Consider the following 19,237-nt stretch of genomic DNA (forward strand, 5'->3'; position numbering starts at 1 on the left):
GGGGAGGGGAACGTGACCCGTTCACGAAGACTTGCCGCAGTGGCCCTCAGCGGGGCCGTGGCCCTGTCGTGCGCCGTGCTCACCGCGCCCGCGCACGCCGCGCCGAGCGTCGACACACCCGTGGCCACCGTCCAGCTGAGCAGCACGCTGCCGACCGAGATCGACTACACCTGGGCGGGATCCTCCGGGTTCCGCTACCGGCTCCCCGAGAGCTCGGGAACGCTCCAGTGGGCCGACTACCCGGGTGTCACACCGCCCGCACACGCGGGCCCGGACGACCTGAGCACCGGCACCGACGTCATCACCGGCGTCTCCGGTGCCACCGTGACCCAGCAGCACCGCTCCACCGGCGCGACCGCCACGGTCACCGTCCCGTCCGGCCAGACGTACCGGGCCGCCTCCGGCTGGAGCGTGCTCACCCAGGACGCCGCGGGAGCCCCGCACGTGCTGCGTGCCGCCGCCGACGGCACCACCACCGACCTTCCGGTGACCGGGCTCCCCGACGGTGCCCAGCTCACCGGCACCTTCGTCACCGGCGGCTCGGTGCGCCGCCTCGCCGTCGTCTACACCCGCGACGGCTCCACCGACGTGGGGCTCGTGGACCTCGCGGACGGGACCTTCCGTACGTACCTCACGGGCGTCGGCAACTCGCCCCGGATCGTCTTCAACGACCGCTGGCTGGTCAACGGCACCAAGGCGATCCGTGTGGACTCCGCCCCCGGCACCGCCCCCAGCACCATCACGGCGTCCTTCCTGGGCGAGGCGCAGGCCGTGGTCGGCGACCAACTCCTCACCGGCAACGCGATGTTCCTGCCCGGCGGCGCCATCCCCGAACTCACGGCCGTCTCGCTCGCCGACAACACGGCCCGCACCCTGCTCGCCAACTCCAAGGGCTCCTTCCTGGCCACCCCGGACGGCGGCGCCCTCGCCACCGCCGGACCGTCGAGCGTCGACTGGCACGTGTACCGGGTCACCCCAGCCGAGGACGGCTCCGCCACCACCGAGAAGGCGCTCGACCTGCCCGCCTGGCAGGCCGCGCCGGACGGCATGACGCTCGCCGGGGGCGAGCTGCTGATGTACGGCAACACGACGCACACCGGCGGCGTCTACGGCTTCTACGACATCCCGCTGGACACCGCCGGCAGGCCCACCGGCCTGCAGTCCCGTCGCGGCCCGACGCTCCAGGGCTCGACCTGCCCGGGCGGCGACGCCGCGTGCCCGCAGCTCGAAGCACTGGGCGACGGCCGGGTGGCCTACCTGTGGACCGACGCCCAGGGCGAGGAGCACGTCCTGGCCGTCGGGCTCGACGCGACGACCATCGCCGACGAACCCACCGGCGACGCGGGCGGTCGCATCGGCACCGGCACCGGGCGCTACGTCCTCTACAACGGCGGCACCCCCGGCAGCCAGCGGGCCGCCGACTTCCCGCGCGACGCCACCTCCGGCGGGACCGCGCTCGACCGCACCCGCACCGCCGCCGCGGTCTGGGGCCAGCGCCTGTGGACCCCCGGCAGCACCCAGGGCACCGTCGTGGCGTACGACCTCAAGGCCAAGAAGAACGTCGCCACCGTCGACACCGGCGCCCCCTGCACACCCAGCGAGATCCAGGCCGTCAACGCCTGGCTGTACTGGAGCTGCGGCTCGGCCGGCCCCGCGGGCGTCTACGACCGTGCCGCGAACCGCGCCGTCACCGTTCCGTCCGGGCAGGCCCGCCTCGCCGACGGCTATCTCGTCCGCGAGAACCGCACCACGCACGAGCTGCTGCTCACCGACTTCCACACCGGCACGGCGACCACCCGGACCGTGGCCGTGCTGCCCACCGCGGACCAGAACACCGGCGGCAGCACCGGCCGCTGGGCGGTCGACCGGTTCGGCGGCAACGTCGCCTACCTCACGGACAGGCGTCAGGTGGCGATCGTCACGGCGGGCGTGCCGACCTCGGCGCTCGCCCAGATGGAGGCACAGACCGACCCGCGGCCGGGCGGCCCCACCACCGCGAACCCCTGGCGGCCCGTGTGGCAGCTGAACAAGCCCTCCACATGGCGGCTGACCCTGAGCAACGCCTCCGGCACCGTCGTGCGCACCCTCACCGGCGCCTCCACCGCCGCCGCGGTCCGCCCCGCCTGGGACGCCCGTACGGACTCCGGCGCCTTCGTTCCGTCCGGCACCTACACCTGGAAGCTGACCGCCGAGCCGCGCGACGGCCAGGGGCCGGCCCTCGCTCTGACGGGTACGACCACGGCCGGCTGAGGGACAGCCGCCCGCGCCCGGGGATACGGTTCGGTGCATGAGCATCGACGCGGTGGTCTGGGACATCGACGACACGATCTTCGACTACACGGCCGCGGACCGGGCGGGCATGCGGAACCATCTGGCGGCCGAGGGCCTGCTCGGCGGCGCGTCCGTCGAGCAGGCCCTCGCGCGCTGGCGCGAGGTCACCGACGCGCAGTGGGCGCGGTTCTCGGCGGGTGAGACGGACTGGCAGGGCCAGCGCAGGGAACGCGTGAGGGTGTTCCTGGGGGAGTCGCTGAGCGACACCGAGGCCGACGCCTGGTTCGACCGTTACATCACGCACTACGAGTCCGCCTGGAGCCTTTTCCCGGACGTCCTGCCCGTCCTGGACAGCCTCGTCACCAGCCACCGGCACGCGGTCCTGTCCAACTCCAGCCTCCTCGTGCAGGACCGCAAGCTGCGGGTCCTCGGTGTGCACGACCGCTTCGAGGCGATCCTGTGCGCCGCCGAGCTCGGCGTCTCCAAGCCCGCCGCGGCCGCCTTCCACGCGGCCTGCGAAGCCCTGGAACTGCCGCCGCATCGGGTCGCCTACGTCGGTGACCACCCGGAGATCGACGGACGGGGCGCCGCCGAGGCCGGCCTGTTCTCCGTCTGGATCGACCGGGACGGCACTCACGCCGCCGCGGGTGATCCGCCGACGGGTCCGCACCGGATCGCCTCGCTGGCCGAACTCCCCGCGATCCTCGGCGCCGATACCCGTTTTGGAGCGTCGTCCACCTTCAGGTAATGTTCTTCCTGCGCCGCCGAGAGCGGGCCGAAAGGCCGGGACTCGGAGGCGCTAGCTAAAACAAGATCCCGCAAGGGATTGAGTTTCAGTGGCCTATGGTGTAATTGGCAGCACGACGGTTTCTGGTTCCGTTAGTCTAGGTTCGAGTCCTGGTAGGCCAGCTCGCAGAGCTCATCTGCACATGCGGAGATCAATTCCGCAACGCCCCCGTTGTGTAGCGGCCTAGCACGCTGCCCTCTCACGGCAGTAGCGCCGGTTCGAATCCGGTCGGGGGTACAGATCCGTCCCAGGAAGACAGTCCGGGTCGCACCCGCTGTCTCTCATGCAGGATCGCTAGGGCCCCCGTTGTGTAGCGGCCTAGCACGCCGCCCTCTCAAGGCGGTAGCGCCGGTTCGAATCCGGTCGGGGGTACGCTTTACCTTGAATCACCTTGGTCTATGGTGTAATTGGCAACACTACGGTTTCTGGTACCGTCATTCTAGGTTCGAGTCCTGGTAGACCAGCTTTGATCTGCGGAAACGCAGGATCTAGGCCCCCGTTGTGTAGCGGCCTAGCACGCCGCCCTCTCAAGGCGGTAGCGCCGGTTCGAATCCGGTCGGGGGTACAGAGTCCTACGGGCCTCCACTTCGGTGGGGGTCCGTAGGCGTTTCCCGGCCGATCCCGTGCCCCGTCGTACGGGCCCGACACGCCCGGCCCGTACGACTGCTCACTCGATGCCGTACCGCCGCGCCGACTCCTGCTCCTGCGCCAGCCGATGCAGCGCCCGCAGCACCGGCTCGAAGAGCACGGCCGAGGCGACCGCGGTCTCCACCCGCTCCGCGTCGGACGTGTGCGTCTCCAGGTAGTCCAGGTCCCGCATCGCCACCTGGTGCATCAACTCCGCGTACGGCGCGAGGAGTTCGGCGTCCCAGGAATACCCGAGCCGGATCAGCGTGGCCACCGCCGCCACCAGCGAACGGTGCACGGGGGAGAGGGGCGCGAGCTCCCGTGCGGTCTCCCAGCCCAGGTTAGCCAGCAGTTGGTCCACCTCGCGGCGCGCGGACCGGACGGCCGGGTCCTGATCGTCCGGTTCGGGCTCCTGCGGCAGCGCCCACAGGGCCGCGCCCAGCCGGATCGTCCGGCCCAGGGACTCGTCGTCGACGTGTCCGAGAACCTCCCGGGCCGTGGCCACCGGCACCCGGCCCACCTGGATCAGCGCCCGCACCAGCCGCAGCCGGCGCAGATGGCTCTCGTCGTAGTCCGCCGTCGTCGCGTTGACCTGGCGCCCGGGAGTCAACAGTCCTTCCCGCAGGTAGTACTTGATCGTCGCGGTGGACACCCCGCTCCGCTCGCTCAACTCCGACAGCCGCATCTCTTGCGCCCTTCCTTGGGTGGCGCCACTATCCAAGCATGGCGCCATCGGATAGCGCCGCTCGCCAATGGAGGGGACGAGATGTCCGGTACCCGGGTGACCGCAGGCCGTACCACCGCAGCAGCCGAGGGGGACGTGGTCGTCCTGCTGATCGGCATGCGCGTCAACCACTTCTGGGCGGTGCACCAGTGGGTGCCGGTGTTCTTCGCCATGTTGCGCATGGTGCGGGACCTGGAGAAGGACGGCAGCCGGGGCCTGCTCGGCCGCGTTCTGCTGACGGCGTCACCACGGACGTACTACGTCGTCCAGTACTGGGAGTCCAAGGAGAAGCTGTACGCCTACGCGTCGGCGCCCGACATGTTCCACCACAAGGTGTGGGCGATCATCAACCGCAAGGAACGGGCGGGGAAGGTGCGGCAGCACGTGGGGATCTGGCACGAGGCGTATGTGGTGCCGGAGGGGTCGTACGAGTCGATCTACGCGGACATGCCGCCCTTCGGGCTCGCGGCCGCGTACGGGGCGTTGCCCGTGGAGAAGCGGGGACGGCGGGCGGCGGACCGGTTCGCTCATCGGTCGCCCAAGGCGGGAGCGGAGGCCGGGGGAGTGGCGGGTTGATCGGATGGTGCGGGCCGGCTGCGGCTGGTTGCGCAGGTCCCCACGCCCCTGGGGGGGGGGTGATCGTCGGTCGGGCTGTGCGGGTTGTGTGTGGCTGAGCGCGCGGTTCCTCGCGCCCCTGGGGGCGGCGCAGGGAGGGGAGGTGTTCGGGGGGTGAGCCTGCCGCGGCGTTGAGGCCGGCTCGTCCCCCGGTGTCGTGCTGGACCGGTGTCGTACTGGAGGTGTGGCTCAGCCCGTGCGGCGGAGGGCCTCGGAGAGGCGGGCGGCGGCGTCGATGACCGCCTGGGCGTGCATACGGCCAGGGTGCCGGGTCAGGCGCTCGATCGGACCGGAGACCGAGACGGCGGCGACCACCCGGTTCGAGGGTCCGCGCACCGGCGCGGAGACCGACGCGACGCCCGGCTCGCGCTCGCCGATCGACTGGGCCCAGCCCCGGCGCCGTACGCCCGAGAGTGCCGTGGCGGTGAAGCGGGCGCCCTGGAGACCGCGGTGCAGACGCTCCGGCTCCTCCCAGGCCATCAGGATCTGCGCCGAGGAACCGGCCTTCATCGTGAGCGTCGAACCGACCGGGACCGTGTCCCGAAGGCCGGACAGACGCTCGGCCGCGGCGACGCAGATGCGCATGTCGCCCTGGCGGCGGTAGAGCTGGGCGCTCTCGCCCGTGACGTCGCGCAGGTGCGTGAGCACCGGGCCGGCCGTCGCGAGGAGGCGGTCCTCGCCCGCGGCCGCGGCCAGCTCGGCGAGGCGGGGGCCGAGAATGAAACGGCCCTGCATGTCACGCGCCACCATGCGGTGGTGTTCAAGTGCCACGGCGAGGCGATGTGCCGTGGGTCGTGCCAGTCCGGTCGCCGCGACCAGTCCCGCGAGGGTGGCCGGACCGGACTCCAGAGCGCTCAGGACAAGGGCTGCCTTGTCCAGAACGCCGACGCCGCTACTGTTGTCCATGCAACGATACTCGCGTCTCACTCTGTGAAACGCAAGTTCAATTTTCGGTGGAACGCGCCACCCTTGTAGACACAGCGGCCCGCGGACCAACGGGCCCGGTGGAGGGCGTCCGGACGAGGGGTGCGGACGCCACCGCCCCGGAAATCTCTAGTTGGGCCGGCGCCACACAGGCCGGCCGGAGGGAAAGCGATGGGTAGGACACTCGCGGAGAAGGTCTGGGACGACCATGTCGTCCGGCGCGCCGAGGGCGAGCCCGACCTCCTCTTCATCGATCTGCACCTGCTGCACGAGGTGACCAGCCCGCAGGCCTTCGACGGCCTCCGCCAGGCGGGGCGTCCCGTGCGCCGTCTCGACCTCACCATCGCCACCGAGGATCACAACACCCCGACCCTCGACATCGACAAGCCCATCGCGGACCCGGTCTCCCGGGCCCAGCTGGAGACCCTGCGCAAGAACTGCGCCGACTTCGGTGTACGGCTGCACTCGCTGGGTGACGTCGAGCAGGGCGTCGTCCACGTGGTGGGACCGCAGCTGGGTCTGACCCAGCCCGGCACCACCGTGGTCTGCGGCGACTCCCACACCTCCACGCACGGCGCCTTCGGCGCGCTGGCGTTCGGCATCGGCACCTCGCAGGTCGAGCACGTGCTGGCCACCCAGACGCTGCCGCTGGCCCGCCCCAAGACCATGGCCATCACGGTCGACGGCGAGCTGCCCGACGGCGTCACCGCCAAGGACCTGATCCTGGCGATCATCGCCAAGATCGGTACGGGTGGCGGCCAGGGCTACATCCTGGAATACCGCGGCTCCGCCATCGAGAAGCTCTCGATGGAAGCCCGGATGACCATCTGCAACATGTCGATCGAGGCCGGCGCCCGCGCGGGCATGATCGCCCCCGACGAGACCACCTTCGAGTACCTCAAGGGCCGTGCGCACGCCCCCGAGGGCGAGGAGTGGGACGCGGCGGTCGCGTACTGGAAGACCCTGAAGTCGGACGAGGACGCGGTCTTCGACGCCGAGGTGGTCATCGACGGCCCGTCGCTGGCGCCGTTCGTCACCTGGGGCACCAACCCCGGCCAGGGAGCGCCGCTTTCGGCGTCCGTCCCCGACCCGGCTTCGTACGAAGACGCTTCGGAGCGCATGGCCGCCGAAAAGGCCCTGGAGTACATGGGGTTGACCGCCGGACAGCCGCTGCGCGCCATCAAGGTCGACACCGTCTTCGTAGGTTCCTGCACCAACGGCCGCATCGAGGACCTGCGCGCCGCCGCCGCGATCGTCGAGGGCCACAAAGTCGCCGACGGCGTACGGATGCTGGTGGTCCCCGGTTCCGCGCGGGTCGGTCTGCAGGCCGTCTCCGAGGGCCTGGACGTGGTCTTCAAGGAGGCCGGCGCCGAGTGGCGGCACGCGGGCTGCTCGATGTGTCTGGGCATGAACCCCGACCAGCTGGCCCCCGGTGAGCGCTCCGCGTCCACCTCGAACCGCAACTTCGAGGGCAGGCAGGGCAAGGGCGGCCGTACGCACCTGGTGTCGCCGCAGGTCGCCGCCGCCACCGCCGTACTCGGCCACCTGGCCTCCCCGGCCGATCTCGCCGACTCGTCTGCCGCCCGCACGCCCGCTGGAGTCTGAGAAGTCATGGAAGCATTCACCACGCACACCGGCCGGGCCGTTCCGCTGCGCCGCAGCAACGTCGACACCGACCAGATCATCCCCGCCCACTGGCTCAAGAAGGTGACCAGGGACGGCTTCGAGGACGGGCTGTTCGAGGCCTGGCGCAAGGACTCGTCCTTCATCCTCAACCAGCCCGAGCGCAAGGGCGCCACGGTCCTGGTCGCGGGCCCCGACTTCGGCACCGGCTCCTCCCGCGAGCACGCCGTCTGGGCGCTGCAGAACTACGGTTTCAAGGCCGTCATCTCGTCCCGGTTCGCGGACATCTTCCGGGGCAACTCGCTCAAGAACGGCCTGCTCACGGTGGTTCTGGAGCAGAAGATCGTGGACGCGCTGCAGGAGCTGACGGAGAAGGACCCCGAGGCCGAGATCACGGTCGACCTGGAGGCCCGCGAAGTGCGCGCCGAGGGCATCACCGCCGCCTTCGAGCTCGACGAGAACGCCCGCTGGCGGCTGCTGAACGGGCTGGATGACATCTCCATCACCCTCCAGAACGAGGGCGACATCGCGGAGTACGAGGCCAAGCGGCCGTCGCACAAGCCGAAGACGCTCCAGGTCTGACGCCCGCGCCGCTTCGCGGCTGAGGCAGGGCTGATTTCAGCCACCGCAACACCCCTCTGTACCCCCAATCGTGGACGGTTGGGGGTACAGCTGTGTCTGCCCCCGGACGCCTCCGGAACGCCCCTTCGGGAGGCTCCAACTCCCCTAGTTACAAAGGAGATTGCCTGGGTACGCGCCTCTTGGGGACGCGGTGCTCCGGGGCGCCCAGGACCCTCTCCAGGGGCGGCAGTTACCCCCTGGGCAGGCGACAACTCGCCCCAGATGGCACAATCTGTGCATGGAACACGACGGCCAACTCGAGCTCTATGCGGCAGTCGCGGCCCAACTGAAGGAAGCGCACACAAGAGTGCGCGCACTGCAAGTCCCGGAGGGCGTACGGATGGCGCTGACCCGGAAGCTGCTGGTCATTACGGCCGTGGCCAAGCACGATCTCGCCGACGCGACAAGGCGGCTGGAGCGGTTCACCACCGACCTCGACGAGGGTCGATTCCTCGAAGGGGATCGCTGAGGAACTCCGCGACAGCCCGAGTTCGTTGCGGCACAAGGGTGATTAGCCCGTTTCGTGTTTGATTTGCGGTATATATCTGCCTAACGTGCGAAAAAGCTTGAACGCATTCGTTCGGGCAATGTCTCCGAAGGGGAAGACGTGAACAAGGCGCAGCTCGTAGAAGCGATTGCCGACAAGGTCGGCGGGCGTCAGCAGGCCGCCGACGCGGTCGACGCCGTACTGGACGCGATCGTCCGTGCAGTTGTCGGCGGGGACCGGGTCTCGGTCACCGGCTTCGGTTCCTTCGAGAAGGTAGACCGTCCGGCTCGTTACGCCCGCAACCCGCAGACCGGTGAGCGTGTTCGGGTCAAGAAGACCTCTGTGCCGCGCTTCCGCGCCGGTCAGGGCTTCAAGGACCTGGTGAGCGGCTCGAAGAAGCTCCCGCGTGGTGGCGAGGTCGCGGTCAAGAAGGCGCCCAAGGGCAGCCTGACCGGCGGCGCCGCGGCGACCGTGAAGAAGGCCGCGGCCAAGAAGGCCACCACCGCCAAGAGGGCGACGGCCGCGAAGAAGACCACCGCCGCCGTGAAGAAGACGGCCGCGAAGAAGACGACCACCGCGGCGAAGAAGACCACGGCGACCGCCAAGAAGACGACCGCCAAGAAGACCACGGCGACCGCCAAGAAGACCGCGGCGAAGAAGACCACCGCCAAGAAGGCGACGGCCAAGAAGGCCCCGGCGAAGAAGGCGACCGCCAAGAAGGCCCCCGCCAAGAAGTCGACGGCTCGCAAGACTACCGCCAAGAAGGCCACCGCCCGCTAGAAGCAGGGACGCAGGGCAACCCACGCGCCGGGCCGGACTCCCACGGGGAGCCCGGCCCGCGGCGTGTCCGGGACCTGGTGGGAGGGCCTGGTCAGAAGGTCTGGAGCGTCACCAGCGTGATCCGGCGTGCCTCGCCGTCGCCCTCGGTCTCGATGCGCACGCGCTGTCCCGGGCGCAGCAGCCTGAGCCCGCCGGCGTCGAACGCCGCGCCGTCGAAGGGCACCGGCGTGCCGTCGTCGAGCAGCACCTGTCCGCTACGGGTGTCGGGGTCGTACGTGTACGCGGTCGCCTGCATGCCGAAAGCCTATCCAGCGCCGGTGTACGCCGCCGGTGGGCCCGGCGGACCGGGCTTCGGCGAACGCAGATTCACGCGGCTGGGGCCCGCGTATCCGGTGTGCTCCGCCGGACAGGCCCCAGGGGCGTTCAGGTGCCCGGTTGGCCCGGGATCAGGAGTTTCGCCGCCAGTGTGGCCGTGCGCGGGCCCACCCCCAGGGCGAGCGCGGCGCGCAGATCGTCGCCGGTGTCCACGTCCTGGCGTACGGAATCCACCGCGGTGAGGAGGAGTTCCGCGGCTCCCGAGGCGCGATGACGTGCTCGGGAATCGGTGCCGAAGGCGGGACGCAATTCCCGGCCGGGAGATGCGGCCAGCAGAGTGGTGCCGATTGCGGCCGCATCGGAGAGAAAAGCACGCGGGAATTCGGCGGCGGCATCGAGTACCCGGGCCAATTCCAGGGGACGCAACGCGGGCAGATCGGCGTTCAGGGCGGCCACGGCGGATTCGGGACTTCGCGAGCGTACGGCCGCCGTTCCGTGCGCCAGCGCGGCGTTCAGACCGCCTCCCGGCTCGTCCGGCACGATCCACGCCCCCAGTGCGGCGAGCTCCCGCCCGGCCAGCGCGTCGTCCGTGACGACCGCCACATCGCCGACCGCCGCGCAGGCCAGCGCGGCCGCCACGGTGTCCTGCGCGAAGGCGAGGGCGAGTCCGGGGCGCACCGCGTCGGCGGCGGTGTCCGAGAGCCTGCTCTTGGCCCGGGAGAGGGCTTTGAGGGGGATGACCAAGGTCCACTGCACGAGCGCTCCGTTCCTCCCTTGTCGCGCCCATTGTGACCCGGCACCCCTGGCGGTCCGGACGTCGGGGCGTACGGTGTTCTCGACAGACAGGCGGCCTGGGGCGACACTTGTGCGGCCCCCCAGGCCCTAAGAGGAAGGTGTCCGCGTGCCCCGCCGCAGAATCGGCTTCTGGTACCGCTTCGCAGCGGTCCTCTGCAAACCGCCACTGGTGGTTCTGATCAAGCGGGACTGGCGCGGAATGGAGAACATTCCGGCTGAGGGCGGATTTATCACCGCGGTGAACCACAATTCGCATGTGGACCCGTTCGCGTATGCCCACTATCAGTACAACACCGGGCGTGTTCCGCGTTTCCTGGCCAAGGCCGGGCTTTTCAGGAAGGGATTCGTGGGGGCCGCGATGCGCGGCACCGGACAGATCCCCGTGTACCGCGAGAGCACCGACGCGCTGAGCGCGTTCCGGGCCGCGATCGACGCCGTGGAGCGCGGCGAGTGCGTCGCGTTCTACCCCGAGGGCACGCTCACCCGCGACCCCGACGGCTGGCCGATGACCGGCAAGACCGGTGCCGCCCGGGTCGCCCTGCAGACCAAGTGCCCGGTGATTCCGGTCGCCCAGTGGGGTGCCAACGAACTGCTGCCGCCGTACGCCAAGAAGCCCAACCTCCTTCCGCGCAAGACCCACCACGTTCTCGCCGGCCCTCCGGTGGACCTGTCGCGCTTCTACGACAAGGAGATGAGCCCGGACCTCCTGAAGGAGGCCACCGAGGTCATCATGGCCGCCATCACCGCGCAGCTGGAGGAGCTCCGCGGCGAGAAGGCCCCTGAGACGCCCTACGACCCGCGCCAGGTACGGATCGAACAGCGCAGGCGTACCCGGGCCCAGGAGAGGGCTCAGGAGCGGGCACAGGCCCAGCAGCAGGCACAGGCACAGCAGGAAGAGGGGCAGAGCACGTGAGCAAGCCGGTCAAGGCGGCCGTCTTCGGGACCGGATCGTGGGGTACGGCCTTCGGCATGGTGCTCGCCGACGCGGGGTGCGAGGTCACCCTGTGGGCGCGGCGCACCGAGCTCGCCGAGGCGGTCAACTCCACGCGTACGAACCCGGACTACCTGCCGGGCGTCGAACTCCCCGAGAACCTGCGGGCGACGACCGACGCCGCCGAGGCCGCGCGTGACGCCGACTTCACCGTGCTCGCCGTGCCCTCGCAGACCCTGCGCGGGAACCTCGCCGAGTGGACGCCGCTGCTGGAGCCCGACACGGTCCTGGTCTCCCTCATGAAGGGCGTCGAACTCGGTTCCGCGATGCGGATGAGCGAGGTCATCGAGGACGTCGCCAAGGTCGGCGCCGACCGTATCGCCGTGGTCACGGGACCGAACCTGGCCCGTGAGATCGCCGCCCGGATGCCGGCCGCCGCCGTGGTCGCCTGCACCTCCGAAGCGGTCGCCCAGCGCCTCCAGGCCGCCAGCCACAACCCGTACTTCCGCCCGTACACCAACACCGACGTGGTGGGCTGCGAGCTGGGCGGCGCGGTGAAGAACGTGATCGGTCTGGCCGTCGGCATCGCGGACGGCATGGGCCTGGGCGACAACGCCAAGGGCTCGCTGATCACGCGCGGACTCGCCGAGACCACCCGACTCGGTGTCGTCATGGGCGCCGACCCGCTGACCTTCTCCGGACTCGCGGGCCTCGGCGACCTGGTGGCCACCTGCTCCTCGCCGCTGTCACGCAACCACACCTTCGGCACCAACCTCGGCAGGGGCATGACCCTCCAGGAGACCATCGCGGTCACCAAGCAGACCGCCGAGGGCGTCAAGTCCTGTGAGTCGGTGCTGGATCTGGCCCGCAGGCACGGCGTCGACATGCCCATCACCGAGACGGTCGTCGGCATCGTCCACGAGGGCAAGTCGCCGGTCGTCGCGGTCAAGGAGCTGATGGGGCGCAGCGCCAAGGCCGAGCGCCGCTGAGGAGCGGCGCCGCGGCGCCGGGAATCAACGCTCCGCAACGGCTCGTACGACGCTGAGCGACCACCCGTGCGACGTTGGACAACGGCCGCGGTGGGGCGCTGACTCAGCGCCGTACCAACGGGTACTCTCAACGCGATATGAGCACCGAGAACCTCCCCCAGAGCCCTGAGCAGCCGCCTCGCAAGCCGCGCGTGGCCGTCGTCTTCGGCGGCCGCAGCTCCGAACACGGGATCTCCGTGGTCACGGCCGGCGCCGTCCTGCGCGCCATCGACCGGACGAAGTACGACGTCCTGCCGATCGGCATCACCCGGGACGGCCGTTGGGCGCTCACCGCCGACGAACCGGACCGGATGGCCATCGTCGACCGGCGTCAGCCGGACGTGGAGCAGCTCGCGGAGTCGAGCGAGGGCGGCGTGATCCTCCCCGTCGACCCGGCCAACCGCGAAGTCGTCTACAGCGAGCCCGGATCGGTCCCCAAGGCCCTGGGCGAGGTCGACGTCGTCTTCCCCGTGCTGCACGGCCCCTACGGCGAGGACGGCACCCTCCAGGGCCTCCTGGAACTCTCCGGAGTCCCGTACGTCGGTGCGGGTGTGCTCGCCTCGGCCGTCGGCCAGGACAAGGAGTACATGAAGCGGGTGTTCACCTCCTTCGGGCTGTCCGTCGGCCCGTACGTGGTGATCCGGCCCCGTGAGTGGGAGCGCGACGAGTCCGCCGCCCGCAAGAAGATCATCGACTTCGCGGGTGAGCACGGCTGGCCGCTGTTCATCAAGCCCGCGCGCGCGGGCTCCTCGATCGGCATCACCAAGGTCGACTCCCTCGAAGGCCTCGACGAGGCGATCGAGGAGGCCCAGCGCCACGACCCGAAGATCATCGTGGAGGCGCTGCTGCGCGGCCGCGAGATCGAGTGCGGGGTGCTGGAGTTCGAGGACGGTCCGCGTGCCAGCGTGCCCGCGGAGATCCCGCCCGTGCAGTCGCACGCGTACTACGACTTCGAGGCGAAGTACATCGACTCGACGCCCGGTCTCGTGCCCGCCCCGCTGACCCCCGAGCAGACCGCCGAGGTCCAGCGGCTCGCGGTCGACGCGTTCGAGGCCGCCTCCTGCGAGGGCCTGGTGCGCGCGGACTTCTTCCTCACCGAGGACGGCGAGTTCGTGATCAACGAGATCAACACCATGCCGGGCTTCACGCCCATCTCCATGTACCCGAAGATGTGGGAGGCGAGCGGCGTGGCCTACCCGGAGCTGGTGGACCGCCTGATCGGGGCGGCGCTGCGCCGCCCGACGGGGCTTCGGTAGACCTGGGACACCGGGGCTCCGCTCCAGGGCACACGCCCCCGCGCGCACGTGTGTACGTCAGTCGGCGATCCCTTCGGGGATCGCCTTCTTGATGGGCGCGGCCAGGTCGACGAGCGCGTTCGACCCGTCCCGCTGGACCCACTTCTTGGGCAGGCTGACCTCGACATACGCGCGCCGCAGGCTCGTGGTGAAGCGGTACGAGCCGTCGTTCTGCTTCTCCATGAGCCAGCCGACGCCGTTCACCTCGCCGCTGAGCGCGTTCTGGTCGCTCATCTTCGCGGGTCGTTCGACACCGCAGCGCAGTATGATCGCCGGGCTTCCCCAGCCCGCGGTCAGCGCGGACCGGGGCTCGGGATCGTTCCGGTCGAGGCCGTCGATCTTCTTCGGCAGCACCTTGTCCAGGTTCTGACACAGCCCGGTGACCTTCGCCCCCGGGCTGGGAACCGCGGCCGATCCGCCGTCGTCTGCTGAGGAGCAGCCTGTGGCGGCGATCAACAGGGCGAGAACGGACGGCCCGAAGAGAGCGGTGTGCCGGTGACGGGAGAAGTTCACCGGCCAAGGGTAGACGGGGGCTAGAGGTGCACCACCGGGCAGGTCAGCGTACGGGTGATGCCGTCCACTTGCTGGACTTTCGCGACCACCATGCGGCCGAGTTCGTCGACCGTGTCGGCCTGGGCGCGCACGATCACGTCGTACGGTCCTGTCACGTCCTCGGCCTGGATCACCCCCGGGATCTTGCTGATCGTCTCGGCGACGGTCGACGCTTTGCCGACCTCCGTCTGGATCAGGATGTACGCCTGTACCACGGAACCTCCAGGGCGGCCACGAGGATCATGTGGGGAAAAGGAACGCCACGGTATCGCGTCGCCGCTCGCCACGGGGAGACCCGCGGTGGCTGGGGCTTGCGCGCCGGGGTGCACGGACTGCACAAGTTGACGGTCAACTCGACCGTACCGAGTACAGAGACGGCTCGCGACCGGGCACGGGTAGCGGCAGAGGGAGCAGTACGATCATGAAGGGCACCGTGGGCGAGTTGGGGGAGTTCGGGCTCATCAAGGAGCTCACCTCGCGTCTCACCACCACCCCGGCGGTCCGGGTCGGCCCGGGCGACGACGCCGCGGTGGTGGCCGCGCCCGACCGCAGGGTGGTGGCGAGCACCGACATCCTCCTGGAGGGGCGGCACTTCCGCCGTGACTGGTCCACGGCGTACGACGTCGGGCGCAAGGCGGCCGCGCAGAACCTCGCGGACATCGCCGCGATGGGCGCCGTACCGACCGCACTGCTGCTCGGTCTGGTCGTCCCGGCCGAACTCCCGGCCACCTGGCCCTCCGAGATGATGGACGGGCTGCGCGACGAGTGCCAGGTCGCGGGCGCGTCCGTGGTCGGCGGCGATGTCGTGCGCGGCGACACCATCATGATCTCGATCACCGCGCTCGGCGATCTGCGCAATCACGAGCCGGTCACCCGGGGCGGCGCCCAGCCCGGTGACGTGATCGCCGTGACGGGCTGGCTGGGCTGGTCCGCGGCCGGGCACGCGGTGCTCTCCCGCGGCTTCCGCTCACCGCGCGCCTTCGTAGAGGCCCACCGCCGCCCCGAGCCGCCGTACCACGCGGGTCCCGCCGCCGCCGGGCTCGGCGCGACGGCGATGTGCGACGTGAGCGACGGGCTGATCGCCGACCTGGGCCACATCGCCGAGGCGAGCAAGGTGCGGATCGACATCCGTTCGGGCGCGATCGACATCCCCTCCCAGATGAACGACATCGGCCAGGCCGTCGGCGTCGACCCCATCCAGTGGGTGCTGACCGGCGGGGAGGACCACGCGATCGTGGCTGCCTTCCCACCGGACGTGAAGCTGCCCGCGCGCTGGAAGGTGATCGGCGAGGTCCTCAACCCCTCGGCGCTGCCCCAGGTCACGGTGGACGGCGCGCCCTGGACCAGCAAGGGCGGTTGGGACCACTTCGGGGACATCGAGTCGTAGCCGCCCACCCCGTCAGGCGGGGTATGCGCGGAGTTCCATGCCGGTGGCCGCCTTCTCGGTCCCCGCGCAGGCCGACGGCGGCGCTCAGCGGGACGGTGGCGCGCTCGGGGGAGTCGGCGAGGACCGGCAACGCCTCCGCGGACTCGGCGGGTTCCCGTGCTCCGGGACTCCCGACGGCGAGGTCGGCCGCCTGGAGGGGGCCCGTCACGCGCCTCGTCGAGGCGCCCCTCCGTGGCCGCGGAACGGCCGAGACCGATGAGGATGCGCACGGTCTCCCCCATGCTGAACCAGTTGGCGGCGCAGGCCTCCAGGGCGCTTTCGTAGCGCACGCGCGCGTGGCCGGTGTCTCCGGCGAGCCGAGCGGCGTCGCCCAGGCCCCGCAGGGCACCCGCCACCTTGTCGGCGAGGCCCACGGTGCGGGCCGGCGTCAGGGCCTGGCTGAAGTGCTCCCTCGCCTCGACCGGTTGCTCCTGGTGCAGCAGCACGGTCGCACGGGTGCGCAGGAGGTCCGAGGTCTCCTCGGGAGCGGCCAACTCCCTAACGTACGAGAGCCCTTCGTCGAGCAGTTCGAGAGCGTGCCGGTGGTCCCCACGCCAGTCGGCGAACATGCCCAGCGGGTCGAGGCAGTTCGCCAGGTCCCAGTGGTCCCCGGTCGCGCGAAAACCCGCCAGAGACGGTGCGAACGACTCCTCGGACGCCGTCGGACGCCCGGCGAACTGCTCCTGCCGCAGGGGTCGGCTCAGCCCGGCCAGTACGTCCTCGACACGGGCCAGGCGCCGCTGGTCGGCCGGATCGCCGCTCTGACCCGAGAGCGCGTTGATCACGCACAGGACGTACTCCTCCGCGAGACCCGCGGGCGGCTCGGCGCCCACGGCCGCGAGCAGCTCCCGGGCCGTGGCCGCCCGCTCTCCGTAGAGACCGAGCAACCGCCAGAACCAGGAGAGCTCGGGGGCTACGCGCGCGTGGGACACCCCATGGCCGATACCGCACAGCGGATGGAAGCAAGAAGACAACAAAAAACCGGCCCACCGTGAAGGTGGACCGGTTTTTAAGCGAACCAGCAGTGGCCGCGCGCTAGCGTTGCGTCAGCGCGAGACCTTGCCGGCCTTGATGCACGAGGTGCAAGCGTTCACGCGCTTCGGCGTCCCGCCCACCACGGTACGGACGCGCTGGATGTTGGGGTTCCAGCGACGGGACGTACGGCGGTGCGAGTGCGAGATGTTGTTGCCGAAGCCCGGCCCCTTGCCGCAGACGTCGCAGTTGGCAGCCACGGGTCACTCCAAAGACTTCAGATGCTCTTACGGTTGATCCCGGCATGCCGGAATCGAGATCTAGGATCTGAGTGGCGGTGCCAGGGGGAAGACCCGATCGAATCGGGCAACTGGAGCAGCATACAACGACTGCGTCCGGAGAACGAAACTACCATGGCTGCCCCGGGGCTCACCCCGGCCCTCCTTGGGGTCCCCTACCGCCAGTAACCCATTCGGGTACTACGCTGCGTGCCACGTCCAGATGCTCAAGGAGGCGCAGGTGCCGCAGGTGCCGCAGACATTGGATGCTCTCGCGGTGCGCACCTGGTGCGGCCTCGCGCTGGAGGCGCTGGGGCGGGCGCGCGAGGAGATCGACGCCATCAATGTCTACCCGGTCGCGGACGGGGACACCGGAACGAATCTGTATCTGACGGTGGAGTCGGCGGCAGCGGCGGTGGAGGCGGTTTTCGCGGGCTACGAGACCGTGACGGGGGTCCTCGGCCCCACGGGGTCCGCTGCCTCCGGGGCGGTTTCCACGGAGGTCACGGGGGCTGGTCTGCCCACGCTCGCCGACGCCGTGCGGGCGATGGCGCACGGGGCGCTGATCGGGGCCCGCGGGAACTCCGGGACGATCCTCGCGCAGTTGCTGCGCGGCATGGCGCAGGTCCTAGCCGCCGACGGTGAGGCCGACGGTGCGGCCGGTGGTGAGACCGACGGTGCGACCGATGGTGAGAGCGCTCACACCGACGGACAGGCCCTCCGGCTGGCCCTGCGACAGGCCGCAGACTCCGCACGCGAGGCCGTCGCGCACCCCGTGGAGGGCACGGTCCTCACGGTCGCCACGGCCGCCGCCGAGGCGGCCACCGGCACGGAGGGCGACTGCGGCACGGTCGCGTGCGCGGCCTACGAGGGAGCACGGGCGGCCCTCATGGCGACCCCCGGCCAGCTGGCCGTGCTGGAGCGTGCCGGTGTGGTCGACGCGGGTGGGCGGGGGCTGCTGGCGGTGCTGGCGGCCCTGGCGGAGACGTTCACGGGGGAGTCCCCGGGCGCCGGACGAGTGGCGGGCGAGGTCCACACGCGCGTGAATGGCATGGACGGCGTGAGTGGGGTGGACCGTGTGGATGGCGTGGCCCGTGTGGATGTGAACGGCGTGTGCGTGGACAGCCGGCCGGGGGAAGAAGGCCCGGCCTTCGAGGTGACCTACCTGCTGGAGGCGGAGGACGCGGACGTGGCACGGTTGCGGGCCCGGCTCGACCGCCTCGGCAACTCGCTCGTCGTGGTCGGCGGGGACGGGCTGTGGAACGTCCATGTGCACGCGGACGACGCCGGTGCCGCCGTGGAGGCGGGGGTCGAGGCCGGGCGGCCGTACCGGATCCGGATCACGCACTTCGGGCTCGACGACGCCCACACGGCGGGCGCGGCGGGGCGGCCGCCCCGGGAGCGGGCGCAGCGGGCCGTGGTGGCGGTCGTGCCCGGCGAAGGGCTGGCCGGGCTGTACGCCGAGGCCGGGGCCACCACCGTGCTCGCACGGCCCGGGGAACCGCCCGCGAGCGGGGAACTCGTCGAGGCCGTACGCCGGGCCCACGCGCGCGAGGTGGTGTTGCTGCCCAATGACGCCGACCTGCGGCACACCGCGGCGGCCGCCGCCGAGCAGGCCCGTACGGAAGGCGTCCGGGTCGCGCTGATCCCGACCCGCTCCGCGGTCCAGGGCATCGCCGCGCTCGCCGTCCACGAGCCCGAACGCCGCTTCGACGAGGACGTCGTCGCCATGACCTCGGCGGCGGGCGCCACGCGTTACGCCGAGGTCGCCGTCGCCGAGCGTCAGTCCTGGACCATGGCCGGCATCTGCCAGGCGGGCGACGTCCTCGGGCTCATCGACGGCGATGTCGCCGTGATCGGCTCCGACATCACCGCCACCGCCGAAACCGTCCTCGACCGCATGCTCGCCGCCGGCGGGGAGATGGTCACCCTCGTCCTGGGCGACGACGCTCCCGGCTCCATCGCCGCCCACCTCGAAGCGCGGGTCCGGGAGTCGTACTTGGCCGTGGACACGGTGGCGTACCGGGGCGGTCGACAGGGCGCGTTGTTGCTGATCGGGGTGGAGTAGCCCCCGGGGGACGGGAACGGGGAGGGGCGGCGGGGGAAATGCGGGGCGAAGCCCCCGCCTCAGGGGCGCGGGGAACTGCGCGACCAGCCCCCACCCACCCGCGGCCGAACAACTCCGC

General features: G+C 70.9%; 19 protein-coding genes, 5 tRNA genes and 1 pseudogene. 17 read left to right on the forward strand and 8 right to left on the reverse strand.

The genetic code is table 11. The features are described from left to right. Positions 1-12 precede the first annotated feature (12 nt). From FNV62_RS35460 to FNV62_RS35490, 7 genes are all read left to right on the forward strand, one after another. Positions 13-2,250 carry a FlgD immunoglobulin-like domain containing protein gene (locus tag FNV62_RS35460; protein ID WP_143628237.1) on the forward strand — a complete coding sequence of 746 codons (2,238 nt, stop codon included), beginning with the start codon at positions 13-15 and terminating at the stop codon, positions 2,248-2,250. 37 nt (positions 2,251-2,287) lie between these two features. Next, entirely contained in the window at positions 2,288-3,019 is a 732-nt protein-coding gene (locus tag FNV62_RS35465) for an HAD family hydrolase (protein WP_143609314.1), read from the forward strand. Between the two features lie 89 nt (positions 3,020-3,108). Next, positions 3,109-3,180, forward strand: a tRNA-Gln gene (locus FNV62_RS35470). Positions 3,181-3,222: 42 nt separating this feature from the next. Next, positions 3,223-3,295 (forward strand) — tRNA-Glu (locus FNV62_RS35475). Between the two features lie 62 nt (positions 3,296-3,357). After that, positions 3,358-3,430 (forward strand) — tRNA-Glu (locus FNV62_RS35480). Positions 3,431-3,450: 20 nt separating this feature from the next. After that, positions 3,451-3,522, forward strand: a tRNA-Gln gene (locus FNV62_RS35485). A 28-nt stretch (positions 3,523-3,550) separates the two neighbouring features. Then, positions 3,551-3,623: transfer RNA gene (locus FNV62_RS35490), tRNA-Glu, on the forward strand. A 102-nt stretch (positions 3,624-3,725) separates the two neighbouring features. Here the strand turns inward: FNV62_RS35490 and FNV62_RS35495 are convergent. Further along, positions 3,726-4,370 (reverse strand): MerR family transcriptional regulator, encoded by a 645-nt coding sequence (locus FNV62_RS35495; protein ID WP_143628239.1) that lies wholly within the window; start codon positions 4,368-4,370, stop codon positions 3,726-3,728. Positions 4,371-4,451: 81 nt separating this feature from the next. On the opposite strand from FNV62_RS35495, the gene FNV62_RS35500 reads away from it, so the two are divergent. After that, a complete protein-coding gene (locus FNV62_RS35500; protein WP_054235403.1) occupies positions 4,452-4,985 on the forward strand; it encodes a DUF4188 domain-containing protein in 534 nt (177 codons plus the stop codon). Positions 4,986-5,213: 228 nt separating this feature from the next. Here FNV62_RS35500 and ndgR read toward each other — a convergent pair whose 3' ends face one another. Beyond that, the gene (ndgR, locus tag FNV62_RS35505) at positions 5,214-5,930 is read right to left on the reverse strand and encodes an IclR family transcriptional regulator NdgR (protein ID WP_015036427.1); all 717 of its coding nucleotides are present in this window, start codon (positions 5,928-5,930) and stop codon (positions 5,214-5,216) included. 189 nt (positions 5,931-6,119) lie between these two features. Here ndgR and leuC point away from each other — a divergent pair, with 189 nt between their 5' ends. The 4 genes from leuC (at position 6,120) to FNV62_RS35525 (ending at position 9,459) form a co-directional block, all read left to right on the forward strand. After that, a complete protein-coding gene (leuC, locus tag FNV62_RS35510; RefSeq protein WP_143603034.1) occupies positions 6,120-7,553 on the forward strand; it encodes a 3-isopropylmalate dehydratase large subunit in 1,434 nt (477 codons plus the stop codon). Positions 7,554-7,559: 6 nt separating this feature from the next. Beyond that, a complete protein-coding gene (gene leuD, locus FNV62_RS35515) occupies positions 7,560-8,153 on the forward strand; it encodes a 3-isopropylmalate dehydratase small subunit (protein ID WP_054235401.1) in 594 nt (197 codons plus the stop codon). Positions 8,154-8,430: 277 nt separating this feature from the next. Continuing rightward, the gene (locus tag FNV62_RS35520) at positions 8,431-8,661 is read left to right on the forward strand and encodes a hypothetical protein (protein ID WP_054235400.1); all 231 of its coding nucleotides are present in this window, start codon (positions 8,431-8,433) and stop codon (positions 8,659-8,661) included. Between the two features lie 138 nt (positions 8,662-8,799). After that, a complete protein-coding gene (locus tag FNV62_RS35525) occupies positions 8,800-9,459 on the forward strand; it encodes an HU family DNA-binding protein (protein WP_054235399.1) in 660 nt (219 codons plus the stop codon). 91 nt (positions 9,460-9,550) lie between these two features. Here the strand turns inward: FNV62_RS35525 and FNV62_RS35530 are convergent, their stop codons facing one another. Together FNV62_RS35530 and cofC are read right to left on the reverse strand one after the other, a co-directional pair. Beyond that, positions 9,551-9,754, reverse strand: a complete 204-nt coding sequence (locus FNV62_RS35530) for a hypothetical protein (protein WP_054235398.1) — start codon at positions 9,752-9,754, stop codon at positions 9,551-9,553. A 128-nt stretch (positions 9,755-9,882) separates the two neighbouring features. Beyond that, a complete protein-coding gene (gene cofC, locus FNV62_RS35535) occupies positions 9,883-10,530 on the reverse strand; it encodes a 2-phospho-L-lactate guanylyltransferase (RefSeq protein ID WP_097286385.1) in 648 nt (215 codons plus the stop codon). A 145-nt stretch (positions 10,531-10,675) separates the two neighbouring features. On the opposite strand from cofC, the gene FNV62_RS35540 reads away from it, so the two are divergent. The 3 genes from FNV62_RS35540 to FNV62_RS35550 all read left to right on the forward strand — a co-directional run bounded on the left by FNV62_RS35540 (position 10,676) and on the right by FNV62_RS35550 (position 13,784). After that, positions 10,676-11,482: a lysophospholipid acyltransferase family protein gene (locus tag FNV62_RS35540; protein WP_054235396.1), complete on the forward strand. Its 807-nt coding sequence runs from the start codon at positions 10,676-10,678 to the stop codon at positions 11,480-11,482. Beyond that, the gene (locus tag FNV62_RS35545; protein ID WP_097286386.1) at positions 11,479-12,489 is read left to right on the forward strand and encodes an NAD(P)H-dependent glycerol-3-phosphate dehydrogenase; all 1,011 of its coding nucleotides are present in this window, start codon (positions 11,479-11,481) and stop codon (positions 12,487-12,489) included. The genes FNV62_RS35540 and FNV62_RS35545 overlap by 4 nt, the downstream gene beginning before the upstream one ends. Positions 12,490-12,626: 137 nt before the next feature. After that, positions 12,627-13,784, forward strand: a complete 1,158-nt coding sequence (locus tag FNV62_RS35550; protein ID WP_054235394.1) for a D-alanine--D-alanine ligase family protein — start codon at positions 12,627-12,629, stop codon at positions 13,782-13,784. Between the two features lie 57 nt (positions 13,785-13,841). Here the strand turns inward: FNV62_RS35550 and FNV62_RS35555 are convergent, their stop codons facing one another. Both FNV62_RS35555 and FNV62_RS35560 read right to left on the reverse strand, forming a co-directional pair. Further along, positions 13,842-14,336, reverse strand: a complete 495-nt coding sequence (locus FNV62_RS35555; protein ID WP_097286388.1) for a DUF3515 domain-containing protein — start codon at positions 14,334-14,336, stop codon at positions 13,842-13,844. Between the two features lie 20 nt (positions 14,337-14,356). Continuing rightward, a complete protein-coding gene (locus FNV62_RS35560; RefSeq protein ID WP_028802415.1) occupies positions 14,357-14,590 on the reverse strand; it encodes an Lrp/AsnC family transcriptional regulator in 234 nt (77 codons plus the stop codon). Between the two features lie 206 nt (positions 14,591-14,796). On the opposite strand from FNV62_RS35560, the gene FNV62_RS35565 reads away from it, so the two are divergent. After that, positions 14,797-15,762, forward strand: coding sequence for a thiamine-phosphate kinase (locus FNV62_RS35565; RefSeq protein WP_054235392.1), 966 nt, complete (start codon positions 14,797-14,799; stop codon positions 15,760-15,762). Between the two features lie 359 nt (positions 15,763-16,121). Here FNV62_RS35565 and FNV62_RS55985 read toward each other — a convergent pair. Together FNV62_RS55985 and rpmB are read right to left on the reverse strand one after the other, a co-directional pair. After that, positions 16,122-16,370, reverse strand: a pseudogene (locus FNV62_RS55985) (hypothetical protein); the annotation flags it as partial. A 477-nt stretch (positions 16,371-16,847) separates the two neighbouring features. After that, entirely contained in the window at positions 16,848-17,033 is a 186-nt protein-coding gene (gene rpmB, locus FNV62_RS35575; protein WP_003993230.1) for a 50S ribosomal protein L28, read from the reverse strand. 259 nt (positions 17,034-17,292) lie between these two features. On the opposite strand from rpmB, the gene FNV62_RS35580 reads away from it, so the two are divergent. Beyond that, positions 17,293-19,119, forward strand: coding sequence for a DAK2 domain-containing protein (locus FNV62_RS35580; RefSeq protein WP_143628241.1), 1,827 nt, complete (start codon positions 17,293-17,295; stop codon positions 19,117-19,119). Positions 19,120-19,237 lie beyond the last annotated feature (118 nt).

Source organism: Streptomyces sp. RLB3-17, from assembly GCF_007113425.2.
GTDB lineage: Bacteria > Actinomycetota > Actinomycetes > Streptomycetales > Streptomycetaceae > Streptomyces > Streptomyces mirabilis_D.